The organism is Ruegeria sp. Ofav3-42 (assembly GCF_022347725.1).
In the GTDB taxonomy this organism is placed as follows: domain Bacteria; phylum Pseudomonadota; class Alphaproteobacteria; order Rhodobacterales; family Rhodobacteraceae; genus Ruegeria.
The window spans coordinates 67,855-86,068 of sequence record NZ_JAKRGB010000002.1; the positions used below are offsets into that span (position 1 = coordinate 67,855).

General features: G+C 57.9%; 20 protein-coding genes and 1 riboswitch. Of the genes, 14 read left to right on the forward strand and 6 right to left on the reverse strand.

Features of this window, described 5'->3' with window-relative positions:
* Positions 1–12 precede the first annotated feature (12 nt).
* Positions 13–61: riboswitch (SAM-SAH riboswitch) on the forward strand.
* A gap of 5 nt (positions 62–66) precedes the next feature.
* The 4 genes from metK to cmk all read left to right on the forward strand — a co-directional run bounded on the left by metK (position 67) and on the right by cmk (position 4,105).
* The gene (metK, locus tag MHN28_RS03095; protein ID WP_239335826.1) at positions 67–1,248 is read left to right on the forward strand and encodes a methionine adenosyltransferase; all 1,182 of its coding nucleotides are present in this window, start codon (positions 67–69) and stop codon (positions 1,246–1,248) included.
* 92 nt (positions 1,249–1,340) lie between these two features.
* On the forward strand, positions 1,341–2,051 hold the full coding sequence (locus tag MHN28_RS03100; protein ID WP_239335827.1) for a tRNA (guanosine(46)-N(7))-methyltransferase TrmB: 711 nt from the start codon (positions 1,341–1,343) through the stop codon (positions 2,049–2,051).
* A gap of 69 nt (positions 2,052–2,120) precedes the next feature.
* Positions 2,121–3,479: a 3-phosphoshikimate 1-carboxyvinyltransferase gene (gene aroA, locus MHN28_RS03105; RefSeq protein WP_239335828.1), complete on the forward strand. Its 1,359-nt coding sequence runs from the start codon at positions 2,121–2,123 to the stop codon at positions 3,477–3,479.
* Entirely contained in the window at positions 3,479–4,105 is a 627-nt protein-coding gene (gene cmk, locus MHN28_RS03110; protein ID WP_239335831.1) for a (d)CMP kinase, read from the forward strand. The genes aroA and cmk overlap by 1 nt, the downstream gene beginning before the upstream one ends.
* Before the next feature lie 30 nt (positions 4,106–4,135).
* Here the strand turns inward: cmk and MHN28_RS03115 are convergent, their stop codons facing one another.
* Positions 4,136–4,615, reverse strand: coding sequence for a YHS domain-containing (seleno)protein (locus MHN28_RS03115; protein WP_239335833.1), 480 nt, complete (start codon positions 4,613–4,615; stop codon positions 4,136–4,138).
* 218 nt (positions 4,616–4,833) lie between these two features.
* Between MHN28_RS03115 and MHN28_RS03120 the strand changes: the two genes are divergently transcribed.
* Both MHN28_RS03120 and MHN28_RS03125 read left to right on the forward strand, forming a co-directional pair.
* Entirely contained in the window at positions 4,834–5,358 is a 525-nt protein-coding gene (locus MHN28_RS03120) for a hypothetical protein (protein WP_239335835.1), read from the forward strand.
* 183 nt (positions 5,359–5,541) lie between these two features.
* Positions 5,542–7,227, forward strand: a complete 1,686-nt coding sequence (locus MHN28_RS03125; RefSeq protein ID WP_239335837.1) for a tryptophan halogenase family protein — start codon at positions 5,542–5,544, stop codon at positions 7,225–7,227.
* Positions 7,228–7,518: 291 nt separating this feature from the next.
* Here MHN28_RS03125 and MHN28_RS03130 read toward each other — a convergent pair whose 3' ends face one another.
* Positions 7,519–8,994 (reverse strand): sulfatase-like hydrolase/transferase, encoded by a 1,476-nt coding sequence (locus MHN28_RS03130; RefSeq protein ID WP_239335838.1) that lies wholly within the window; start codon positions 8,992–8,994, stop codon positions 7,519–7,521.
* A gap of 226 nt (positions 8,995–9,220) precedes the next feature.
* Here MHN28_RS03130 and MHN28_RS03135 point away from each other — a divergent pair, with 226 nt between their 5' ends.
* The 8 genes from MHN28_RS03135 to MHN28_RS03170 all read left to right on the forward strand — a co-directional run bounded on the left by MHN28_RS03135 (position 9,221) and on the right by MHN28_RS03170 (position 15,371).
* Positions 9,221–9,490 carry a DUF6525 family protein gene (locus tag MHN28_RS03135; protein ID WP_370645647.1) on the forward strand — a complete coding sequence of 90 codons (270 nt, stop codon included), beginning with the start codon at positions 9,221–9,223 and terminating at the stop codon, positions 9,488–9,490.
* Positions 9,491–9,762: 272 nt separating this feature from the next.
* Positions 9,763–11,439 (forward strand): 30S ribosomal protein S1, encoded by a 1,677-nt coding sequence (gene rpsA / locus MHN28_RS03140; RefSeq protein WP_239335840.1) that lies wholly within the window; start codon positions 9,763–9,765, stop codon positions 11,437–11,439.
* Between the two features lie 270 nt (positions 11,440–11,709).
* Entirely contained in the window at positions 11,710–11,994 is a 285-nt protein-coding gene (ihfB, locus tag MHN28_RS03145) for an integration host factor subunit beta (protein WP_037310872.1), read from the forward strand.
* A gap of 6 nt (positions 11,995–12,000) precedes the next feature.
* Complete coding sequence (locus tag MHN28_RS03150) at positions 12,001–12,351, forward strand: lipopolysaccharide assembly protein LapA domain-containing protein (protein ID WP_239336823.1); 351 nt, start codon at positions 12,001–12,003, stop codon at positions 12,349–12,351.
* Between the two features lie 9 nt (positions 12,352–12,360).
* A complete protein-coding gene (locus MHN28_RS03155) occupies positions 12,361–13,002 on the forward strand; it encodes a phosphoribosylanthranilate isomerase (RefSeq protein WP_239335842.1) in 642 nt (213 codons plus the stop codon).
* Positions 13,003–13,047: 45 nt separating this feature from the next.
* Entirely contained in the window at positions 13,048–13,383 is a 336-nt protein-coding gene (locus MHN28_RS03160) for a DUF3291 domain-containing protein (protein ID WP_239335844.1), read from the forward strand.
* Between the two features lie 67 nt (positions 13,384–13,450).
* A complete protein-coding gene (trpB, locus tag MHN28_RS03165; RefSeq protein ID WP_239335846.1) occupies positions 13,451–14,698 on the forward strand; it encodes a tryptophan synthase subunit beta in 1,248 nt (415 codons plus the stop codon).
* A 49-nt stretch (positions 14,699–14,747) separates the two neighbouring features.
* On the forward strand, positions 14,748–15,371 hold the full coding sequence (locus MHN28_RS03170; protein WP_239335848.1) for a class I SAM-dependent methyltransferase: 624 nt from the start codon (positions 14,748–14,750) through the stop codon (positions 15,369–15,371).
* Between the two features lie 3 nt (positions 15,372–15,374).
* Here MHN28_RS03170 and MHN28_RS03175 read toward each other — a convergent pair whose 3' ends face one another.
* The 4 genes from MHN28_RS03175 to pth form a co-directional block, all read right to left on the reverse strand.
* Positions 15,375–15,731 carry an antibiotic biosynthesis monooxygenase gene (locus MHN28_RS03175; RefSeq protein WP_239335850.1) on the reverse strand — a complete coding sequence of 119 codons (357 nt, stop codon included), beginning with the start codon at positions 15,729–15,731 and terminating at the stop codon, positions 15,375–15,377.
* 85 nt (positions 15,732–15,816) lie between these two features.
* A complete protein-coding gene (locus tag MHN28_RS03180) occupies positions 15,817–16,194 on the reverse strand; it encodes a DUF2237 family protein (RefSeq protein WP_239335852.1) in 378 nt (125 codons plus the stop codon).
* 9 nt (positions 16,195–16,203) lie between these two features.
* A complete protein-coding gene (locus MHN28_RS03185; RefSeq protein WP_239335854.1) occupies positions 16,204–17,367 on the reverse strand; it encodes a serine hydrolase in 1,164 nt (387 codons plus the stop codon).
* An 82-nt stretch (positions 17,368–17,449) separates the two neighbouring features.
* The gene (pth, locus tag MHN28_RS03190) at positions 17,450–18,130 is read right to left on the reverse strand and encodes an aminoacyl-tRNA hydrolase (RefSeq protein WP_239335856.1); all 681 of its coding nucleotides are present in this window, start codon (positions 18,128–18,130) and stop codon (positions 17,450–17,452) included.
* Between the last annotated feature and the right edge of the window lie 84 nt (positions 18,131–18,214).

Consider the following 18,214-nt stretch of genomic DNA (forward strand, 5'->3'; position numbering starts at 1 on the left):
TATTCCGTCGCATGCCCGTCACAACGGCTTCCTGGCGTGATGGGGAAATCTCAATGGAGCACTTTCATGTCCCGACAGAACTACACATTTACTTCGGAGTCTGTTTCCGAAGGGCATCCGGATAAGGTTTGCGACCGCATTTCCGATGCCGTACTTGACGCATTTCTGAACGAAGAACCCGAAGCGCGCGTGGCGTGCGAAACCTTTGCTACGACCGATCGTGTCGTCATCGGTGGAGAAGTAGGTCTGTCTGATCAGGAAAAGCTGCACGACTATATGGGCCGTATCGACGAGATCGCGCGCGCCTGTATCAAGGATATCGGCTACGAGCAGGACAAATTTCACCACGAAACGGTCGAGGTGACGAACCTGCTGCACGAACAGTCTGCGCATATCGCACAGGGCGTGGATGCAGCAGCAGACAAGGACGAAGGTGCTGGTGACCAAGGCATCATGTTCGGTTACGCCACCACGGAAACACCGGCTCTGATGCCCGCACCGATCCAGTATTCGCACGCAATTCTGCGCCGTCTGGCCGAGGTGCGTAAAAGCGGCGCTGAACCCGCACTGGGACCGGACGCGAAATCGCAGCTTTCGGTTGTCTATCGTGATGGCCAACCGGTAGGCGTCAGCTCGATTGTTTTGTCGACGCAGCATCTGGACGAAACGCTGACTTCGAAAGACATTCGCGGCATCGTCGAGCCATACATTGCAGAAACGCTGCCCGAAGGGTGGCTGACCAGCGAGACTGAATGGCACGTCAATCCGACGGGCAAGTTCGTTATCGGTGGTCCCGACGGCGATGCTGGTCTGACAGGTCGCAAGATCATTGTTGACACATACGGTGGCGCAGCCCCGCATGGCGGTGGCGCTTTCTCGGGCAAAGATCCGACCAAGGTTGACCGCTCGGCCGCTTACGCCGCGCGCTACCTCGCCAAGAACGTCGTTGCTGCAGGAATGGCGGAACGCTGCACAATCCAGCTGAGCTATGCGATCGGGGTGTCCAAGCCTTTGTCCATTTATGCGGATACGCATGGAACAGGGCAGGTTACGGATGCCGAGATCGAAAAGGCCGTCGGTCAGGTGATGGACCTGACCCCACGCGGAATCCGGCAGCACCTGCAGTTGAACAAGCCCATCTATCAGCGCACCGCTGCATATGGCCACTTCGGCCGTGAACCCGATACGGATGGCGGCTTTAGCTGGGAACGCACCGATCTGGCCGACACTCTGAAAGCTGCGGTCTGATCCACACTAATCGAAGCGCGCCGAAACCGGCGCGCTTTTTCGTTCAGGCATCGGGGTTGCAACACTTCGACCTGCGCAGTATGGGCACCGCCATGAGCACCCAGACACCACAGCGCCCCCGCAGAAACTTCTATGGCCGCTTCAAGGGGAAAACCCTGAAGCCCAGCCAAAAGACTTATCTGAGTGAAGACTTGACTGCCCTGTCACCGGGTGCGGTCGATTGGGAGACCAACTCCGAACGCAAGCCGCTTGATCTTGACGGCTTGTTCGGTGGCAAGGATGTTTGGCTTGAGGTCGGATTCGGCGGTGGCGAACATTTGGTGCATCAGGCCGCGAGCAACCCGAATATCGGAATTATAGGGGCAGAGCCCTACATCAACGGCGTAGCCATGCTCTTGGGTAAGATTCGCAAGGCTGGGGTCGAAAATCTGGCCGTACATCCCGGTGATGCGCGTGATCTGTTTGACGTGTTGCCCGAGGCGAGCATCTCACGTGCATTCCTGCTGTATCCCGACCCATGGCCCAAGACGCGGCACCACCGTCGCCGCTTTGTGACGCCCGAGCATCTGGAACCGCTGGCTCGGGTTTTGAAACCGGGTTCGATTTTCCGCGTGGCCACCGATATTCCGGATTACGTTCGCCAGACGCTGGAAGAGGTTCCTCGCGCCGGGTTCGAATGGCTGGCCGAGCGCCCCTCGGACTGGCGAGAGCCGTGGGAAGACTGGATTTCCACCCGTTACGAGCAGAAGGCTCTGCGTGAAGGCCGTAGGCCACATTATCTGACCTTCCGGCGCAAAGGCTGATTGCCGCTGGACCAACCGGCCCCAATTCGCTAATCGGCTTGAGCACTGATAGCGAAAACAGGAGCCCCCATGTCCGGACACGGCACGCCCATCCCGATGACCTCGCATCCCTGCGGCCCGCTGACCGGCACGGCAGAGGTGCCCGGTGACAAATCGATCTCGCACCGGTCGCTGATCCTGGGCGCGATGGCCGTGGGTGAAACCAAGATCTCGGGCTTATTGGAGGGCGAGGATGTTCTGGACACCGCTAAGGCCATGCGCGCCTTTGGGGCCGAAGTCACCGACCACGGCGGCGGAGAATGGACCGTACATGGTGTAGGCGTCGGCGGCTTTGCCGAGCCTGATCAGGTGATTGATTGTGGCAACTCTGGCACCGGCGTTCGGCTGATCATGGGCGCTATGGCGACCTGTCCGATCACGGCGACCTTTACCGGGGATGCCAGCCTGAACAAACGACCAATGGCGCGTGTCACCGACCCGCTGGCGCTGTTTGGAACGCTATCGGTAGGCCGTTCCGGCGGGCGTTTGCCGATGACAATCGTTGGTGCGGCCGAACCGGTTCCGGTTCACTACGAAGTGCCCGTACCTTCGGCACAGGTGAAATCCGCTGTGCTTCTGGCTGGTCTGAATGCCCCCGGCAAAACTGTGGTGATCGAGAAAGAAGCCACCCGTGACCATTCCGAACGTATGCTGGCGGGCTTTGGTGCAGAGATCACGGTTGAGGATACTGATGAGGGCAGGGTAATCACGCTGACTGGACGCCCGGAACTAAAGCCACAGGTCATCGCTGTTCCGCGCGATCCGTCCAGCGCTGCCTTTCCGGTCTGCGCGGCGCTCATCACGCCCGGTTCGGACGTTCTGGTGCCGGGCATTGGCCTGAACCCCACGCGCGCGGGTCTGTTTACTACGCTGCGTGAGATGGGTGCGGACCTGACCTATGAGAATGAGCGCGAAGAGGGCGGGGAGCCCGTCGCCGATCTGCGAGCAAAGTACTCGCCAAATATGAAAGGCATCAACGTGCCGCCGGAACGCGCGGCCTCGATGATCGACGAATACCCAGTTCTTTCCGTGATCGCAGCGAATGCCACCGGCACCACGATGATGGGCGGTGTGAAAGAACTGCGCGTCAAGGAGAGCGACCGGATTGATGCGATGGCCCGAGGTCTGCGCGCCAATGGCGTGACCGTGGACGAAGGCGACGATTGGTGGACGGTAGAAGGGCTGGGCATCGGCAATGTCCCCGGTGGCGGAACTTGCGAGAGTTTTCTGGACCACCGCATTGCCATGTCCTTCATGATTTTGGGGATGGGCGCTAAAAAGGGCGTCACTGTCGATGATGCCGGCCCGATCGCAACATCATTCCCGATCTTTGAACCACTAATGGCAAAATTGGGTGCCAAACTGCTTCGGAACAATCGGTCGGTTTGATGTCAGACACGCCATTTACAGTTGCGATTGATGGTCCGGCTGCAGCGGGCAAGGGAACGATCTCGAAAGGGATCGCATCTCAGTTTGGGTTCGCGCATTTGGACACCGGGCTTTTGTACCGCGCGGTGGGCCGTCGGACCCTCCGGGGGATGGCGCCTGTTGAGGCAGCGCAAGCACTTACGGCTGAGGAATTGGAGCAGGGCGGCCTGCGCACAGCTGAAATCGCACAGGCGGCTTCCAAGGTTGCCGTCATCGCCGAGGTTCGGGCGGCTCTGGTGGAATTCCAGCGGACCTTCGCGCGCCGAACAGGTGGGGCAGTATTGGATGGCCGCGATATCGGTACGGTGATTTGTCCCGAGGCCGAGGTGAAACTGTTCGTCACAGCCAGCCCCGAGGTTCGGGCAGAACGCCGTTACCTTGAACTGGCCGCCAAGGGCAGTGACGTCACGCGTGAACAGGTATTGTCGGATGTCCGTGAACGCGATGCACGCGATGCCGAACGCAGCACCGCGCCGATGAAACCGGCAGACGACGCCGTATTGCTGGACACTTCGGATCTGAGCATCGAGACCGCCTTGGCCAAGGCTGTTGAGATCGTTGAAAAGGTAAGGCCCGCGAACCTTTGATTTCGCGAGCCTTTGCTGGGGCATACCAGACTACAGCTCTCCAACAGCGATGTTTTTGATCTTCGACCACTTATCATCAGCTGTCTGTGATGTCGCCGCTACATCCTCGAGAAACGCCGCACGGGTTTCCGCGTTCAGGAACAAGTACAGTTTGCCATCTTCGACCAGATACTGATCCGGATCGCCGTCGAACTTCTTGCCCACGGACACGCCAAAGGAACAGAACCCGCCATGCTGCGGCAGATAGGCCGCCGGATTGGCCTCAAACGCTTCGCGATTGGTAGCGGTGGTGAAGTAATACGAAGCGCCGTCATAGGTTGCGGAATGCGTGGCAAAACCCTCAACGGGGTTACCGTCATTAACCAGTGCCACTAGGTCGACGCCATGCGCAGCCAGTGGTGCGCCAGCGGCGGAAATGCCGTTTGATACGTTGATCTCATCCGCCGCAAAAGCCGGAGCGGCAACAAGCGGCAGGGATGCGATCAGGGTGGTCAGAACCAGAGATTTCATTGTGTTTTCCTTTCCTGTGCAGGTTCGGGCCGGCGGGTCTGCCAGCCGCTGAACCAAAGCTAGGTGCAGGGTTCCGAACGGGCTATCGCAACAAGCCCCAAGTATCTTGCAGATCGTTCAAAGCTGTGGGCGGGCTGGAAATACTCTTCACCAAGCTTTGTTTGGTCAGGTTCACCGTCGGTTCCTATTGTCAAACTGTAGCCTGCAGGAGCGATGCCATGATCCGACTAGCCTTATTGCTGTTTTTCCTTGCTGGAAGCCTGGCGGCCCAGGAGGCCACGGAACCCGAGCCCCCGATGACATATGAACGACTCGGCAATATCCTCTTTGCGCTTGACCCCGAGGCGCAGCCGTTCGGGCCGGGGTTCGAGTTGACGGTATCGGACGTGACGGTGCTGGTTGTCACAGACACGAACGCTGACAGGATGCGGGCGATGGTGGCGATCAGCAGCGCCGATGATTTGTCGTCCGAGGAACTGAGGCGTGTAATGCAGGCGAATTTCGACAGTACGCTGGATGCGCGTTACGCAATCGCCAATGGCACTTTGTGGGCTGCCTTCATTCACCCGTTGTCTCGTCTGGACAAGGAACAGCTGATTTCGGGACTGGCCCAGACCGTGAATATCGCCAGAACTTACGGTACTTTGTATTCCAGTGGCGCGGCGGAATTTGGCGGCGGCGACAGCCATGATCTTCAGCGTGAACTGATAGAAGAACTTCTAAAAAAAGGCGAGGAGATCTGAGCGCCGTCTCGAATTCGTCCCTGTTTTGATGCTGAATCGGCCGTTGCGTCATAGACCCTAGCTGGATGGAAGAAAGCTGTTATAGTCTCTTACTAGCTGAAAGGGAAAGCTGCTGAATAAGCCCAAAAAACAAAAAGGGCAGGTAGCTACAAAATCCCTAAAGCCAACAGGGACAGAAAAAACATGAACAATCGTTTGAGTAAAATCACCATCGTTGGTGGTGGAACGGCGGGTTGGATGACCGCGCTGATTCTGGACATGGTGTTTTCACGCACTTCAGCATCCAAGGATCGCCCGCGCATCTGCCTGATCGAAAGCCCCAATATCTCGACTGTGGGTGTCGGCGAGGCCACAGTGCCGCGCATGCCGGTTACGCTCCGTCAGGCGGGCATTTCAGAGCGGGATTTTTTCCGCGAGACTAACGCGTCGTTCAAACTGGGCGTGAAGTTTTGCAATTGGAACAAGGATGCCAAAGGTAATCGCATCGACTATGTGAACCCGTTTGCCCACGGCCAATTGTTGGAAGGCTTGGAAGCCGCCGAGTATTTCCTGCGCTTTGGCAATGGAGATCGGGACTATACGCAATCCATCTCGCCGCATGATGATCTGGCCCGCATGTGCAAAGGCGCGCGACAGTTGGGGCAGCCCGAGTTTGAGCAACGGTTCGGCTATGCCTATCATCTGGATGCTGTAAAGTTCGCAGGCATGCTGACTAAAGTCTGCACCAAGCGTGGCGTGGAGCATATCCAGGATGAGGTGAAATCGGTTGAACTGGATGAGCAGGGCAACGTCAGCCATCTGATGCTCGAGCGCAAAGGCCGCCATGACATCGAGATGGTGATCGATTGCACCGGATTTCGCGGGTTGATCATCAATAAGGCGTTGGGCGAGCCGTTTATGGATTATTCGGATTATCTGCCGAACGATCGCGCCATGGCGTTGCAGATCGAGCATCCCGATCCGGAAAAGATCGAAAGCGTCACGCGGTCTACCGCGCTCGGCGCAGGTTGGACATGGCGGGTGCCGCTCTACAACCGTGTGGGCACGGGTTATGTATACTCATCCGCGCATCGCACGGACGATCAGGCGGCAGATGAATATCTCGAATGGCTGGGCGACAGCGGCAAGGGTCTGACGCCACGCGTGATCCCGATGCGTATCGGGCGTGTCCGCAATGCCTGGGTCAAGAACTGTGTCGCGATCGGTCTGTCCGGTGGGTTCATTGAACCGTTGGAGAGCACCGCGATCCATATGATTGATCATGCGGTGCGCTGGTTCGCCGAGCATCTACCCACGCGGGATATCGAGCCGTCGCTGCGTTCGAGATACAATAGGCAAATGAACAAGCTCTATGATGAGGTTCTGGACTTCATCTGTCTGCATTATCGGCTGGGCAATCGCACGGATGATCAATACTGGATCGACGCGCGCACCGAGATGAAGTTGCCGGATCGATTGGCCGAAAACCTGGAGTTGTGGCAACACCGCCTGCCGATGGAACACGATATCGAGTTCGCAACGCTGTTCAATTTCCGCGTTTATCAGACGGTTCTTTTGGGCAAGCAGGTCTATGATACGGGTTATGGAACCGGCATCCGCGACCGTCTGCGGCCGTTGAAGAGGCCCATTTGGTTCCAGTGGTGGAAGGGCGCGAAAGTCGACCTTGCGCAGATACTCAAAACGATGCCGGATCACAAAACCCTGCTGCGCGATATCAGAGGTGAGCTGGAGCGACCAGCCTTTAACAAAGTGGCCAAGGTGAAACCCACGGTGGCGATGCCGGGCGCGGCACCGGCACCTGTTGTGATCCAGAACATGCCGAACCTTGCCGAAATCCAAAGCGGCGCGAAGGATTTGCAACTGTTCTAGAAGTTCTTTGCGCTCCACGCGGAGAATACCTTGAACCAAAGATGAGGGGCGGGGCGTCAAGCCTTGCGCCTCTGGACGGCCATCGGGGCACCAAATCGGTCGCGGCAGCGATCAAAGCGTTATTCCAATTTGGGATGCAGCGGAGATCTTAGATTTCGCGCAAACAGTAAAGACCGCCAAGGCCATGGCTCGCTCCATTCCGGAGTTGGAGCGCAGTTTGGTGGCAGTTATAGCAACGATCTGCCGCGTGCCATGATCGAAAAACGCTTAAGAAAGGCGCGGAAAACGAAGCTAGAGCGCCGAGCCTTCACGCTGCTTGTCCTGCTCGGACGGCGTGGGCGTGTGATTGAAAACGAAAGCAGTGCGGCAAGCCTCTTCTCCGCCCAGTTCCTGGATCTTTTTGCGCTGATCGGCAAAGGCGCGGGCGTTAACCTCTTCTGGATCACAAATTTCACGCAGGCGCCGTTCGCCTTCGATCAACGCCGCCTGAACAATTGGATCATTCACCCGATCCAGAGCGCGATTGATTTGTTCATGCGGATCGGTGGTCAGGTCGAACAACTGCGGGGAGTGGCCGACATAGTGGACGTACTTCCAATTGCCCCACCGCACCATGAAACTACCGGTTTTTGATCCGCCGTCGTGGTATTCGCTAAAACCGGTCCGGTTCGGATCATCCGGCGCATTGGCCAGGTCTAACAAAGAGAGACCGGGCTGAGTTGCATTGCCCTCATCGTCCGCGACACCGCAGACATCCCGGGCAGTCGCCGCAATATCCGTCAAGTTCGTACATGTGGTAACATGCCGACCTGCTGGAATGCCCGGACCGGCCATGATCATTGGAACCCCTGCACTGGCCTCGTACATGACCTGTTTGGTCCAGAACCCCTGATCGCCCATCATGTCACCGTGGTCCGAGACATAGATCACCACTGTATTCTCAGCCTGACCACTGTCGGAAAGCGCCTTCAGAATACGCCCGACACAATCATCCATCAGCGATGTCAGACCATAGTAGGCGGCTTTCGCTTCGCGCATTTTCTGTTCGTCAAAATAGTCATCGTAATTGAAGAACGAGGCGATGTTGCGCAGCTCCTCGTGATCGGGCAGCCCTTTGCCGTAGCCAACCGGCAAATCCATCTCGGCGGGATCATAAAGGTCGTACCATTCCTCGGGGCAGGTCAGCGGATAGTGCGGACTGACCAGGGAAACGAACGCGGCCCACGGTTGGTCCTGACGCGCAGGGTCAGCAAGCCAGGCCTCGGATGCCGCTGTGATGTCCAGGTCGTAGTCGGTGTATGTGCTGGCACCCACGCCGACATCGCCGGCCAACTCGGCGGCTGAGTCGTAGTGGGGCGGATTTTCACGAAGCAGCCCAACCGCCCAGCCGATGCCGCCGACCACATGCATCGGAAGAATTTCTTGGCTGAACCCGTTATCGTCCTCGACCGAGCGGAAATGCAGTTTGCCAATTGACACAACTTCACGCCCCGCGTCCCGCAACTGTCGCATCCAGCTGCGTGGAGTTCCGTTGTACGGCGTCGCGCTGTCCCAGTTTCCCGTCGTGTGAACCCAGTCGCCGGTCGCCAACGCCGCCCGCGTGGGCACGCACATGGGCGACGGTGTGTAGGCGGCATCGAACATGGTGCCGCGTGCGGCCAGCGCGTCCAGGTTCGGTGTTTTGACAATCGGATGGCCCGCACAGCCCATCGCGTCTTTGCGGTGTTCATCCGAAATGATGACGAGAAAGCTTGGATGCTGGCTCATTGGGTCCTCCGCTCTTACCGAATGTTCGCCAGATGGTCCCGATTTTCTGTTCGATACACGACACCGGTCGTCGGAAACAGCCATTGTCATCAGGGTGCATGGGGTGTCCGGTCGCCGGTTGCGCCTCTGCTTCTTAGATGTAATAACATAGCAAAATGAAGGCGAACGGCGGCAATAGATTTCATGGCGGAAATCTGGTCGTTCGGGCAATCCTCTGAGGCGGGCAGTGACTGATCGTAGAAAGACACGTAATTTGCGAAGCCAGATCAAGCGGCGCAGGCGGGTTGGTTCGCCGATGAAAGCCTATGACGCATTGCCGGCCGAATTGCGCCATTGGCTTTCTTCGGCTTGCCTGCCCTGGAGTCCAAAATCGGCCCTGCGCATTTGGAACAAGGCAGGCGGAACACATAACCCATCTGCGGCGTGCGCCCATTTGAATGCGATTGAACAATCCATGCTGAGGCGGGACGCAGGGGTTTGGGACACAGGCGGCTGAACCGGCGGACCGGATCGCACCTAAGGTGGTTCGGGCCCTGTATTTCAAGGCTTTCCTCTTGCACCTGTCAGGAATTCCGCATATATGCGCGCTGTCAACAAAAGGGCGGTCAACGTCCGGATGGCGTATCTGAGCAGGGCCGGGAAACCTCGGCCCTTTGTGTTTGTTTGCTCAGGGGCGCACCGGGTCACGCCTGATGGCATCATGAAACAAGACCGGCGGAGACAACCGCTCGGCCAGCAAAAACGTTATGTAAAGGAAATGAACGCCACATGGCTGATACATCTATGGAGGAATTCGAAGCCCTCCTGAACGAAAGCTTCGAAATGGACACACCCGAAGAGGGTTCTGTTGTCAAAGGCAAGGTTCTGGCGATCGAAGCCGGCCAAGCCATCATCGACGTAGGCTACAAAATGGAAGGCCGCGTTGATCTGAAAGAATTCGCAAATCCTGGCGAAGCCCCTGAAATCGCTGTTGGCGACGAGGTAGAAGTTTACCTGCGTGCCGCAGAAAACGCCCGTGGCGAAGCTGTCATCTCGCGCGAGATGGCCCGCCGTGAAGAGGCATGGGACCGTCTGGAAAAAGCATACGCCGACGACCAGCGCGTCGAAGGTGCAATCTTTGGTCGCGTCAAAGGTGGCTTCACCGTCGATCTGGGTGGCGCAGTTGCGTTCCTGCCCGGCTCGCAGGTTGACGTTCGCCCCGTGCGCGACGCTGGCCCGCTGATGGGTCTGAAGCAGCCGTTCCAGATTCTGAAAATGGACCGCCGCCGTGGCAACATCGTTGTTTCGCGTCGCGCAATCCTGGAAGAATCGCGTGCCGAACAGCGTGCCGAAGTCATCGGCAACCTGTCCGAAGGTCAGACCGTCGAGGGTGTCGTCAAGAACATCACCGAATACGGTGCGTTTGTTGACCTGGGCGGCGTTGACGGCCTGCTGCACGTCACTGACATGGCATGGCGCCGTGTGAACCACCCGTCCGAGATCCTGACGATCGGCGAAACCATCAAGGTTCAGGTCATCAAGATCAACAAAGAGACCCACCGCATCAGCCTGGGCATGAAGCAGCTGCAGGAAGATCCGTGGGATCTGGTTGCTGCCAAGTACCCGCTGGGCTCGGTCCATCAGGGTCGCGTCACCAACATCACCGATTACGGCGCGTTCGTCGAGCTGGAAGCCGGTGTCGAAGGTCTGGTGCACGTGTCCGAGATGTCCTGGACCAAGAAAAACGTTCACCCCGGCAAGATCGTTTCGACCAGCCAGGAAGTTGACGTCATGGTTCTGGAAATCGACGGCGCCAAGCGCCGCGTGTCTCTGGGCCTGAAGCAGACTCAGCGCAACCCGTGGGAAGTGTTTGCAGAAACCCACCCCGAGGGCACCGAGGTCGAAGGCGAAGTCAAGAACATCACCGAATTCGGTCTGTTCATTGGCCTCGAAGGCGACATCGACGGCATGGTTCACCTGTCCGACCTGTCCTGGGACGAGCGTGGCGAGGATGCGATCCAGAACTACCGCAAAGGCGATATGGTTTCGGCCGTTGTCTCGGAAGTTGACGTTGAGAAAGAGCGTATCTCGCTGTCGATCAAAGCCCTGGGCGGTGACAAGTTCGCCGAAGCTGTGGGCGGCGTGAAGCGTGGCTCGGTCATCACCGTCGAAGTCACCGCGATCGAAGATGGCGGCATCGAGGTCGAGTACGAAGGCATGAAGTCGTTCATCCGCCGTTCCGACCTGTCGCGTGACCGTGCCGAACAGCGCCCCGAGCGTTTCTCGGTCAGCGACAAGATCGACGTTCGCGTCACCAACGTCGACAGCAAGACCCGTCGTCTGGGTCTGTCGATCAAGGCACGCGAGATCGCCGAAGAGAAAGAGGCCGTGGAACAGTACGGTTCCTCCGACTCGGGCGCATCGCTGGGCGATATCCTGGGCGCAGCGCTGAAATCCGGCGACTAAGCCGGGCAACAGCTCTAGCCGAATTTACGGCCCCGCGCAGACGCGCGGGGCCGTTTTTGTTGCGAATCAATATGTTCCGATTTTTGGGCTTATTCCGGCTGTCGTTCGCGCTTTAAGCGCTGAAATTGCGCGAACAAGCGAAAAATCGCGCGACTTTGCTGTAAAATGAAGGCTTTGCACACAGAGTTTACGTTCCCCCGAACTCGGTTTTTTCCTATACTGTCCAGAACACTAGACATGGTTAACCGGTCGCCTGGGAGGGTAACGCACATGATCCGTTCAGAACTGATTCAGAAAATCGCCGACGAGAACCCGCATCTCTATCAGCGTGATGTCGAGCGGATCGTGAATACCGTGTTCGAAGAAGTAACCGACGCTATGGCGCGCGGTGACCGCGTCGAATTGCGCGGCTTCGGTGCATTTTCCGTGAAACAGAGGGATGCGCGCGTGGGCCGAAACCCCAGAACCGGCGAAACGGTTCAGGTTGAAGAAAAATGTGTTCCATTTTTCAAAACTGGCAAGTTGCTAAGGGACCGTTTGAACGGTAAAGCCTAAGCTATGATGCGCTACCTTCGATATGCTTTTCTGGCGGTCCTTGGGATCGTCCTTGTGTCGATCTCGCTGGCCAATCGCCAGTTGGTCGAACTGAAACTTATGCCGGATGCCCTTGCTGAAATGCTGGGGGTTAACTTCGCGACCTCCTTGCCCTTGTTCGTAGTGGTGCTGGGCGGCGTGGTCGCCGGGCTGGTCATCGGGTTCCTGTGGGAATGGCTGCGCGAGCACAAGCACCGCCGTGACGCCTCGGCCAAAACTGGCGAGGTGCGCAAGCTTGAGCGCGAGGTCAAGAAGCTCAAGAAGAAGCAAAGCGAAGGCAAGGATGAAGTTCTGGCTTTGCTGGATGAAGCCAGCTGAGGCACCTCAATGCCAGATATTGCTGTCAAAATCTGCGGGTTGACCGCTCCTGATAACGTGCGTGCCGCGGCCGAGGCTGGTGCGCGCTATGTTGGCTTCGTGTTCTTCCCCAAATCTCCCCGGCATCTGGAAATTGATGCGGCAGCAGAGCTGGCGCAATTGGTGCCAGCGGGAATCGCCAAGGTTGCCTTGACCGTGAATGCCTCGGATGAAGAGCTGGATCGCATTGTGGCCAGTGTCCCCTTGGATATGCTGCAACTGCACGGCAAAGAAACACCAGCGCGGGTATCGGACGTGCGCGAAAGGTTTGGCCTGCCGGTTATGAAAGCAATCGGTATCGCCGAGGCCGAAGACCTGAGCGCGATTGATCTGTACTCCGAAGTGGCCGATCAGTTGCTGATCGACGCGAAACCGCCGCGCACCTCGGAATTGCCAGGGGGCAACGGCTTGGCGTTTGACTGGCGTCTGTTGGCGGGCCGGAAATACTGGCAGCGGCCCTGGATGCTGGCCGGGGGGCTCACGCCCGAAAACGTCGCGGAAGCGATCCGTATGACCGGTGCGAAACAGGTTGATGTCTCTTCCGGGGTGGAAAGCTCTCCGGGAGTTAAAGACCTCATTAAGATTCGGGAATTTATTTCCGCCACCCGTTGATCTGGCCGACGGGTTTCCCCGTATATAGCTGTGGGAGGGATGGATATGCTCGCAGCGATCGGCGGGGTTACCCTGAAACACTGGTACAATGCGCCCGAGTTCTTTTGGCGCGCCGGGCAGGCGTTGAAGCAGGCACAAGGCGATCCCTTGTGTGAGCATGCGCAGTTGTTCCCGCACAATGGGCTCTATTTCTCGCTCAGCGTCTGGCAGGATGTCGAAGCGATGCTGACCTTTGCGCATTCGGGTCCTCATCGGCGCGTTCTGGAAGTGTCGGACCGGCTTTCGGTTACGCATGAGTTCCACCACTTTTCATGCATCGCAGTTCCAACACAGGAACAGGCGCTGCGGATTTGGAGGCATCGCTATCAGCCTGCGGAATGATACGTTTTGCCATGGCAAATCGCGCCGCCACCACCTATGAACAACGGGTACGACGAGGGAGACACCCATGGCCAACGATCTTTTCAATTCCTTCATGTCCGGTCCTGATGAGCAGGGGCGCTTTGGCATATTCGGCGGACGGTTTGTCAGCGAAACGCTGATGCCGCTGATCCTGTCGCTGGAAGAGGAATATGAGAAGGCCAAGGATGACCCGACCTTCTGGGCCGAGATGGATGATCTTTGGGCCAACTATGTGGGCCGCCCGTCGCCGCTGTATTTCGCGGAACGCCTGACGGAGCATCTGGGCGGCGCGAAGATTTACCTCAAACGTGATGAGCTGAACCACACTGGCGCGCACAAGATCAACAACGTGCTGGGCCAGATCATCCTGGCGCGTCGCATGGGCAAGACCCGGATCATCGCAGAAACCGGGGCAGGGCAGCACGGCGTGGCCACTGCCACGGTCTGCGCCAAGTTCGGCCTGAAATGCGTGGTCTACATGGGCGCGCATGACGTGCAGCGTCAGGCACCCAACGTCTTCCGTATGCGTTTGCTGGGCGCCGAAGTGATTCCGGTGACCTCCGGCCGTGGCACGCTGAAAGACGCGATGAACGACGCGCTGCGTGACTGGGTGACCAATGTCCGTGACACGTTCTACTGCATCGGCACCGTGGCAGGTCCGCACCCGTACCCGGCTATGGTGCGCGACTTCCAGTCGATCATCGGCAAGGAAGCCAAAGAGCAGATGATGAAGGCCGAGGGTCGCTTGCCCGACACGATCATTGCCGCTATTGGCGGTGGCTCGAACGCAATGGGCCTGTTCTACCCGTTCCTCGACGACAAAGAGGTCAACATCATTGGCGTCGAAGCGGGCGGCAAGGGTGTAAACGAGAAAATGGAGCATTGCGCCTCGTTGACCGGTGGTCGTCCGGGCGTGCTGCATGGCAACCGGACCTATCTGCTGCAGGACGACGACGGCCAGATCCTCGAAGGCTATTCGATCTCGGCCGGTCTGGATTATCCGGGCATCGGGCCTGAGCACTCCTGGCTGAACGATATCGGCCGCGCGAACTATGTCGCCATCACCGACAAAGAGGCGCTGGAGGCATTCCAGCTGTGCTGCGCCACCGAAGGCATCATCCCGGCGCTGGAGCCCAGCCATGCGTTGGCTCACGTAATGAAAATTGCTCCGGATCTGCCCAAAGATCACCTGATTTGCATGAACATGTGCGGGCGGGGCGACAAGGATGTTCAGACTGTCGCGAAGTACCTGAACTTCGACATGTCCGACACTGAAGGTCGCTCGGCCGACTAACAATTCCCGGGGCTTTGCGCCCCGGGTGTTTCATGTCACCTTGCGGGGCATGCAGAACGCATCCAGTTCGGAAAAACTCGATCAAAAGTACGACGCTGCAGCCCCTGGCTGGGCGGATAAAATGCGTCTGCTTGGCTATTTTGACGCCTATCTGGGTTTTCTCTCGACCGGATCGGCAGCGAGTCTTGGCGACAATGGGTTGGATGTAGGGTGCGGGACAGGCGCTTTTGCCGAGGCGCGCGCGGTCATTCGACCCGAAGGACGCGTTACCTTAGTGGAGCCGTCGGGGAAAATGCTTGACCAGGCCGAGCGTGCTTTGGCCAAGAGGGGTGTAGCTGCAGACACTGCGCGCTCGCGTTTGGAGGACTATCAGTCAGCCGAGCCTTTCGACTGTGTTCTTGCCGCCCATGTTCTTGAGCATTGCGAAGACCCAACCGACGCCTTACGCCGAATGCGCCGTTTGGCAGCCCCTGCGGCGAAGCTTTGGCTGGTTGTCAGCAAACCACACTGGTGCAACGCCATCATCTGGTTTCAATGGCGCCACCGATCGTTCAGACCGCGAAGGGTGGCCCAAATGCTTGAAGTCGCGGGTTGGCAACTGGAGGCGGAACACAGTTTTCCAACCGGCCCGCCATCGCGCACATCCCGCGGTTACTTGGCCCGCGCTGTGTGATTGCTAAACCGCTGCAAGGCGAGTGCCGGCAACTTCGCGTCGCTTCTGATGCAGGACGGTTTCGAAGCCCTCGAACTGAGGTGGTCCCATCAGCGCAGATTGCGTGTTGCCGTTACCCGCATTCCTGTGCGCGTCGCGGAATTGTTCGGATTTGGTCCATGCTTCGAAATCGCTCCAGCTGTCCCAGATCACGTGGCTGGAATACAGACGGTAACCTTCGCCCTCGGGACCCTTTAGAAGACGGAATTCCTGAAAGCCCGGCACCTCCTTCAGGCGGCTTTCCCGGTCCTTCCAGACGGTTTCGAAATCGGCTTCGCTGCCCGGACGGACTTTGAAGCGGTTCATGGCGATAAAGCTCATAGCCTACCTCGTTTTTTTGACGTTTTCGCGCTTGCTAAACAAAGTGCCGGCTGGCGGGTTTCATTGATGACTTTTTAAACCGGCGTCAATCGGGTTGAGCCGCGTATTGGCGCAAAATAACAATTGGCACGATGTCCAGCGCCCGTTGATGCGTAGCTTCCAGATGGACTTTGGGCGCGCAACCTTCATCATGGGCTTGCAGGAACCTTGCAGCACACAAACACCAGTTGTCACCAGGCTTTAAGCCGGGAAAATTGAACTCGGGGCGTGGTGTGCTGAGGTCATTGCCGACATATTTGGAGTAGGCTAGAAATTCGGCCGTCATGACCGCGCAGACCGTGTGGCTGCCTTGGTCTTCGATGCAGGTGTTGCAGGCACCATCCCGGAAGAACCCGGTCAGCGGATCGCGGGAACAGGGGGCAAGCACGCCCCCCAGAACATTTATGCTATCCAGTTTTTGCATAGGCACACCTTACAGGCTTTGGGCGATGCTGCGGAACATTTCTATGTTGCCCTCGTTGACGCCCTCGTCGCGAAATCCGCGATCAGCTGCGGTAGAGACGATCAGAACGCCGCGCGGCTGATCGAAATAGATGTACTGGCCATAGATACCGCGGGCCAGAAACTCTCCTTCATGCGCGCCGATGGGAACCCACCATTGATACCCATAGCCGATCTCTCCGGCTTCGGTGGGGGCGCTGGGAAACACCGACTCTGCAATCCACTCGGCAGGAACGATCTGCTGACCGTTATGCTCGCCGTTTTGCAGGATCATTTGGCCGAACCGGGCAAAGTCGCGGGTGGTGAAGTTCAACCCTGCCAGCACAAAGGCAACGCCCGAGCCATCGGTAATATAATACCCGTCACGCTCCAGCCCCAATGGTGCAATGATCCATTCGGTCATCAATTCTGGCACGCTGCGCCCCGTTGCTCCGCGGATGACCATTCCCAGCACATGCGTGTCGATAGAGACGTATTGCCATGTCTCGCCAGGCACAGCGAAGGTTTCGTTCAGCGAGGCGGCGAAATCGTCCAGCTCTCCGCCCAAGGCGATAACGCGACCCATCCGGTTGATGTCCGAGTTATAGTCAAAATAGTCTTCGTCGAAGGTGACGCCACTGGCCATGTTCAGCACGTTGCGGATCGTCGCGCCGTCATAGGCGGTTCCTTCCAGTTTCGGTGCATATTTGACCACGGGATCATCCAGCGAGTCGATCGCACCTTCGGCCATCAGAATGCCGAACAGGGCGGACAGGTAACTCTTGGCGACGGACCATGAAATCCGGCGGTCCTCAGGGGTTGTTTCCAGATAATACTCTTCGAACCGGATCTGCCCGTCCTGCATGACAAGCAATGAGGTCACCGAGCGCTCTTCGATCCAGGCATCCGTACCATCGGGCAGATCAAACCCGGGCCCGTAGGGCAGTTCATAGGTCGGACCGTCGCCCCGCGGCAGATCAACGGTGAGGAAGGCGTCGTTCATATGAGAGAAGTTGTGAACGATCTTTTCTTCGGTAAACAAAGAGTTCACGGCCATCAGTCGCTGAATCTCTTCGCGCTTCCAAAAGCCAACAACCACAGCTGCCAGCACCAGCATCAATAGGATGCGCAGCACCCATTTAATCAGGACCCGCATATGATACCTCCCGTTTTCGTACCGTATTGGACCGCGATGTGGGTGAGTTCGCAATTGAGACGTAACGGCAACATCAATGGCTCTATCTGAACTTGTCCAGCAGTTTTTGCATGGCTGACCGTTCGTCGGCCTTGGGTTCCGGTGCTGGCTTGGTAACCGGTTTTGCAGGCGTCGCAGGGGATTTCGACGAACGCGGCGGCGCCGTCCGCAACGCGACCGCGTTCATGAATTTGCCACCATCGCCGTTGGCCAGATGGGCGGCACCATCAGATACCCCGCGCAGCACGTCATCCAGCCACTCGGCGTCGGCCTTGGCAAAATCACTCAGGACATAGGGTGAGACCATTTCCTTGCGACCCGGATGACCGATCCCCAGACGCACACGGTCATAGGCCGGGCTGATATGCTCGTGGATCGAACGCAATCCGTTGTGGCCCGCGTGGCCTCCGCCTGCTTTGACGCGCACTTTGCCCGGTGCAAGGTCCAGTTCGTCGTGAAAGACGGTAACGTCGGTCGAATCCAGTTTGTAGAACCGCATCGCCTCGCCAACAGACTGGCCCGAGCGGTTCATGAAGGTTTGCGGTTTGATCAGCAAAACCTTGTCCGAGCCCAGTCGACCTTCGGAGATTTCTGCCTGAAATTTGGATTTCCACGGGCCGAACCCATGATCATCGGCAATCCTGTCCAGTGCCATGAAGCCGATATTGTGGCGGTTCCGGGCATACTTCTGACCCGGATTTCCCAGTCCGACAAATAATTTCATGGTTCTGCTCCGCGCTTACTTGTTCGCTTTGCCCTCTCATGCCCCGAATTGGATCGGAAATCCAGCCGGGGCAGGGTTGCAAGG

What these genes read in the sequence shown, in the direction of transcription:
- metK (WP_239335826.1), top strand. Translation starts at nt 67, where the DNA reads ATGTCCCGACAGAACTACACATTTACTTCGGAGTCTGTTTCCGAAGGG.
- MHN28_RS03100 (WP_239335827.1), top strand. Translation starts at nt 1,341, where the DNA reads ATGAGCACCCAGACACCACAGCGCCCCCGCAGAAACTTCTATGGCCGC.
- aroA (WP_239335828.1), top strand. Translation starts at nt 2,121, where the DNA reads ATGTCCGGACACGGCACGCCCATCCCGATGACCTCGCATCCCTGCGGC.
- cmk (WP_239335831.1), top strand. Translation starts at nt 3,479, where the DNA reads ATGTCAGACACGCCATTTACAGTTGCGATTGATGGTCCGGCTGCAGCG.
- MHN28_RS03115 (WP_239335833.1), bottom strand. Translation starts at nt 4,615, where the DNA reads ATGAAATCTCTGGTTCTGACCACCCTGATCGCATCCCTGCCGCTTGTT.
- MHN28_RS03120 (WP_239335835.1), top strand. Translation starts at nt 4,834, where the DNA reads ATGATCCGACTAGCCTTATTGCTGTTTTTCCTTGCTGGAAGCCTGGCG.
- MHN28_RS03125 (WP_239335837.1), top strand. Translation starts at nt 5,542, where the DNA reads ATGAACAATCGTTTGAGTAAAATCACCATCGTTGGTGGTGGAACGGCG.
- MHN28_RS03130 (WP_239335838.1), bottom strand. Translation starts at nt 8,994, where the DNA reads ATGAGCCAGCATCCAAGCTTTCTCGTCATCATTTCGGATGAACACCGC.
- rpsA (WP_239335840.1), top strand. Translation starts at nt 9,763, where the DNA reads ATGGCTGATACATCTATGGAGGAATTCGAAGCCCTCCTGAACGAAAGC.
- ihfB (WP_037310872.1), top strand. Translation starts at nt 11,710, where the DNA reads ATGATCCGTTCAGAACTGATTCAGAAAATCGCCGACGAGAACCCGCAT.
- MHN28_RS03150 (WP_239336823.1), top strand. Translation starts at nt 12,001, where the DNA reads ATGCGCTACCTTCGATATGCTTTTCTGGCGGTCCTTGGGATCGTCCTT.
- MHN28_RS03155 (WP_239335842.1), top strand. Translation starts at nt 12,361, where the DNA reads ATGCCAGATATTGCTGTCAAAATCTGCGGGTTGACCGCTCCTGATAAC.
- MHN28_RS03160 (WP_239335844.1), top strand. Translation starts at nt 13,048, where the DNA reads ATGCTCGCAGCGATCGGCGGGGTTACCCTGAAACACTGGTACAATGCG.
- trpB (WP_239335846.1), top strand. Translation starts at nt 13,451, where the DNA reads ATGGCCAACGATCTTTTCAATTCCTTCATGTCCGGTCCTGATGAGCAG.
- MHN28_RS03170 (WP_239335848.1), top strand. Translation starts at nt 14,748, where the DNA reads ATGCAGAACGCATCCAGTTCGGAAAAACTCGATCAAAAGTACGACGCT.
- MHN28_RS03175 (WP_239335850.1), bottom strand. Translation starts at nt 15,731, where the DNA reads ATGAGCTTTATCGCCATGAACCGCTTCAAAGTCCGTCCGGGCAGCGAA.
- MHN28_RS03180 (WP_239335852.1), bottom strand. Translation starts at nt 16,194, where the DNA reads ATGCAAAAACTGGATAGCATAAATGTTCTGGGGGGCGTGCTTGCCCCC.
- MHN28_RS03185 (WP_239335854.1), bottom strand. Translation starts at nt 17,367, where the DNA reads ATGCGGGTCCTGATTAAATGGGTGCTGCGCATCCTATTGATGCTGGTG.
- pth (WP_239335856.1), bottom strand. Translation starts at nt 18,130, where the DNA reads ATGAAATTATTTGTCGGACTGGGAAATCCGGGTCAGAAGTATGCCCGG.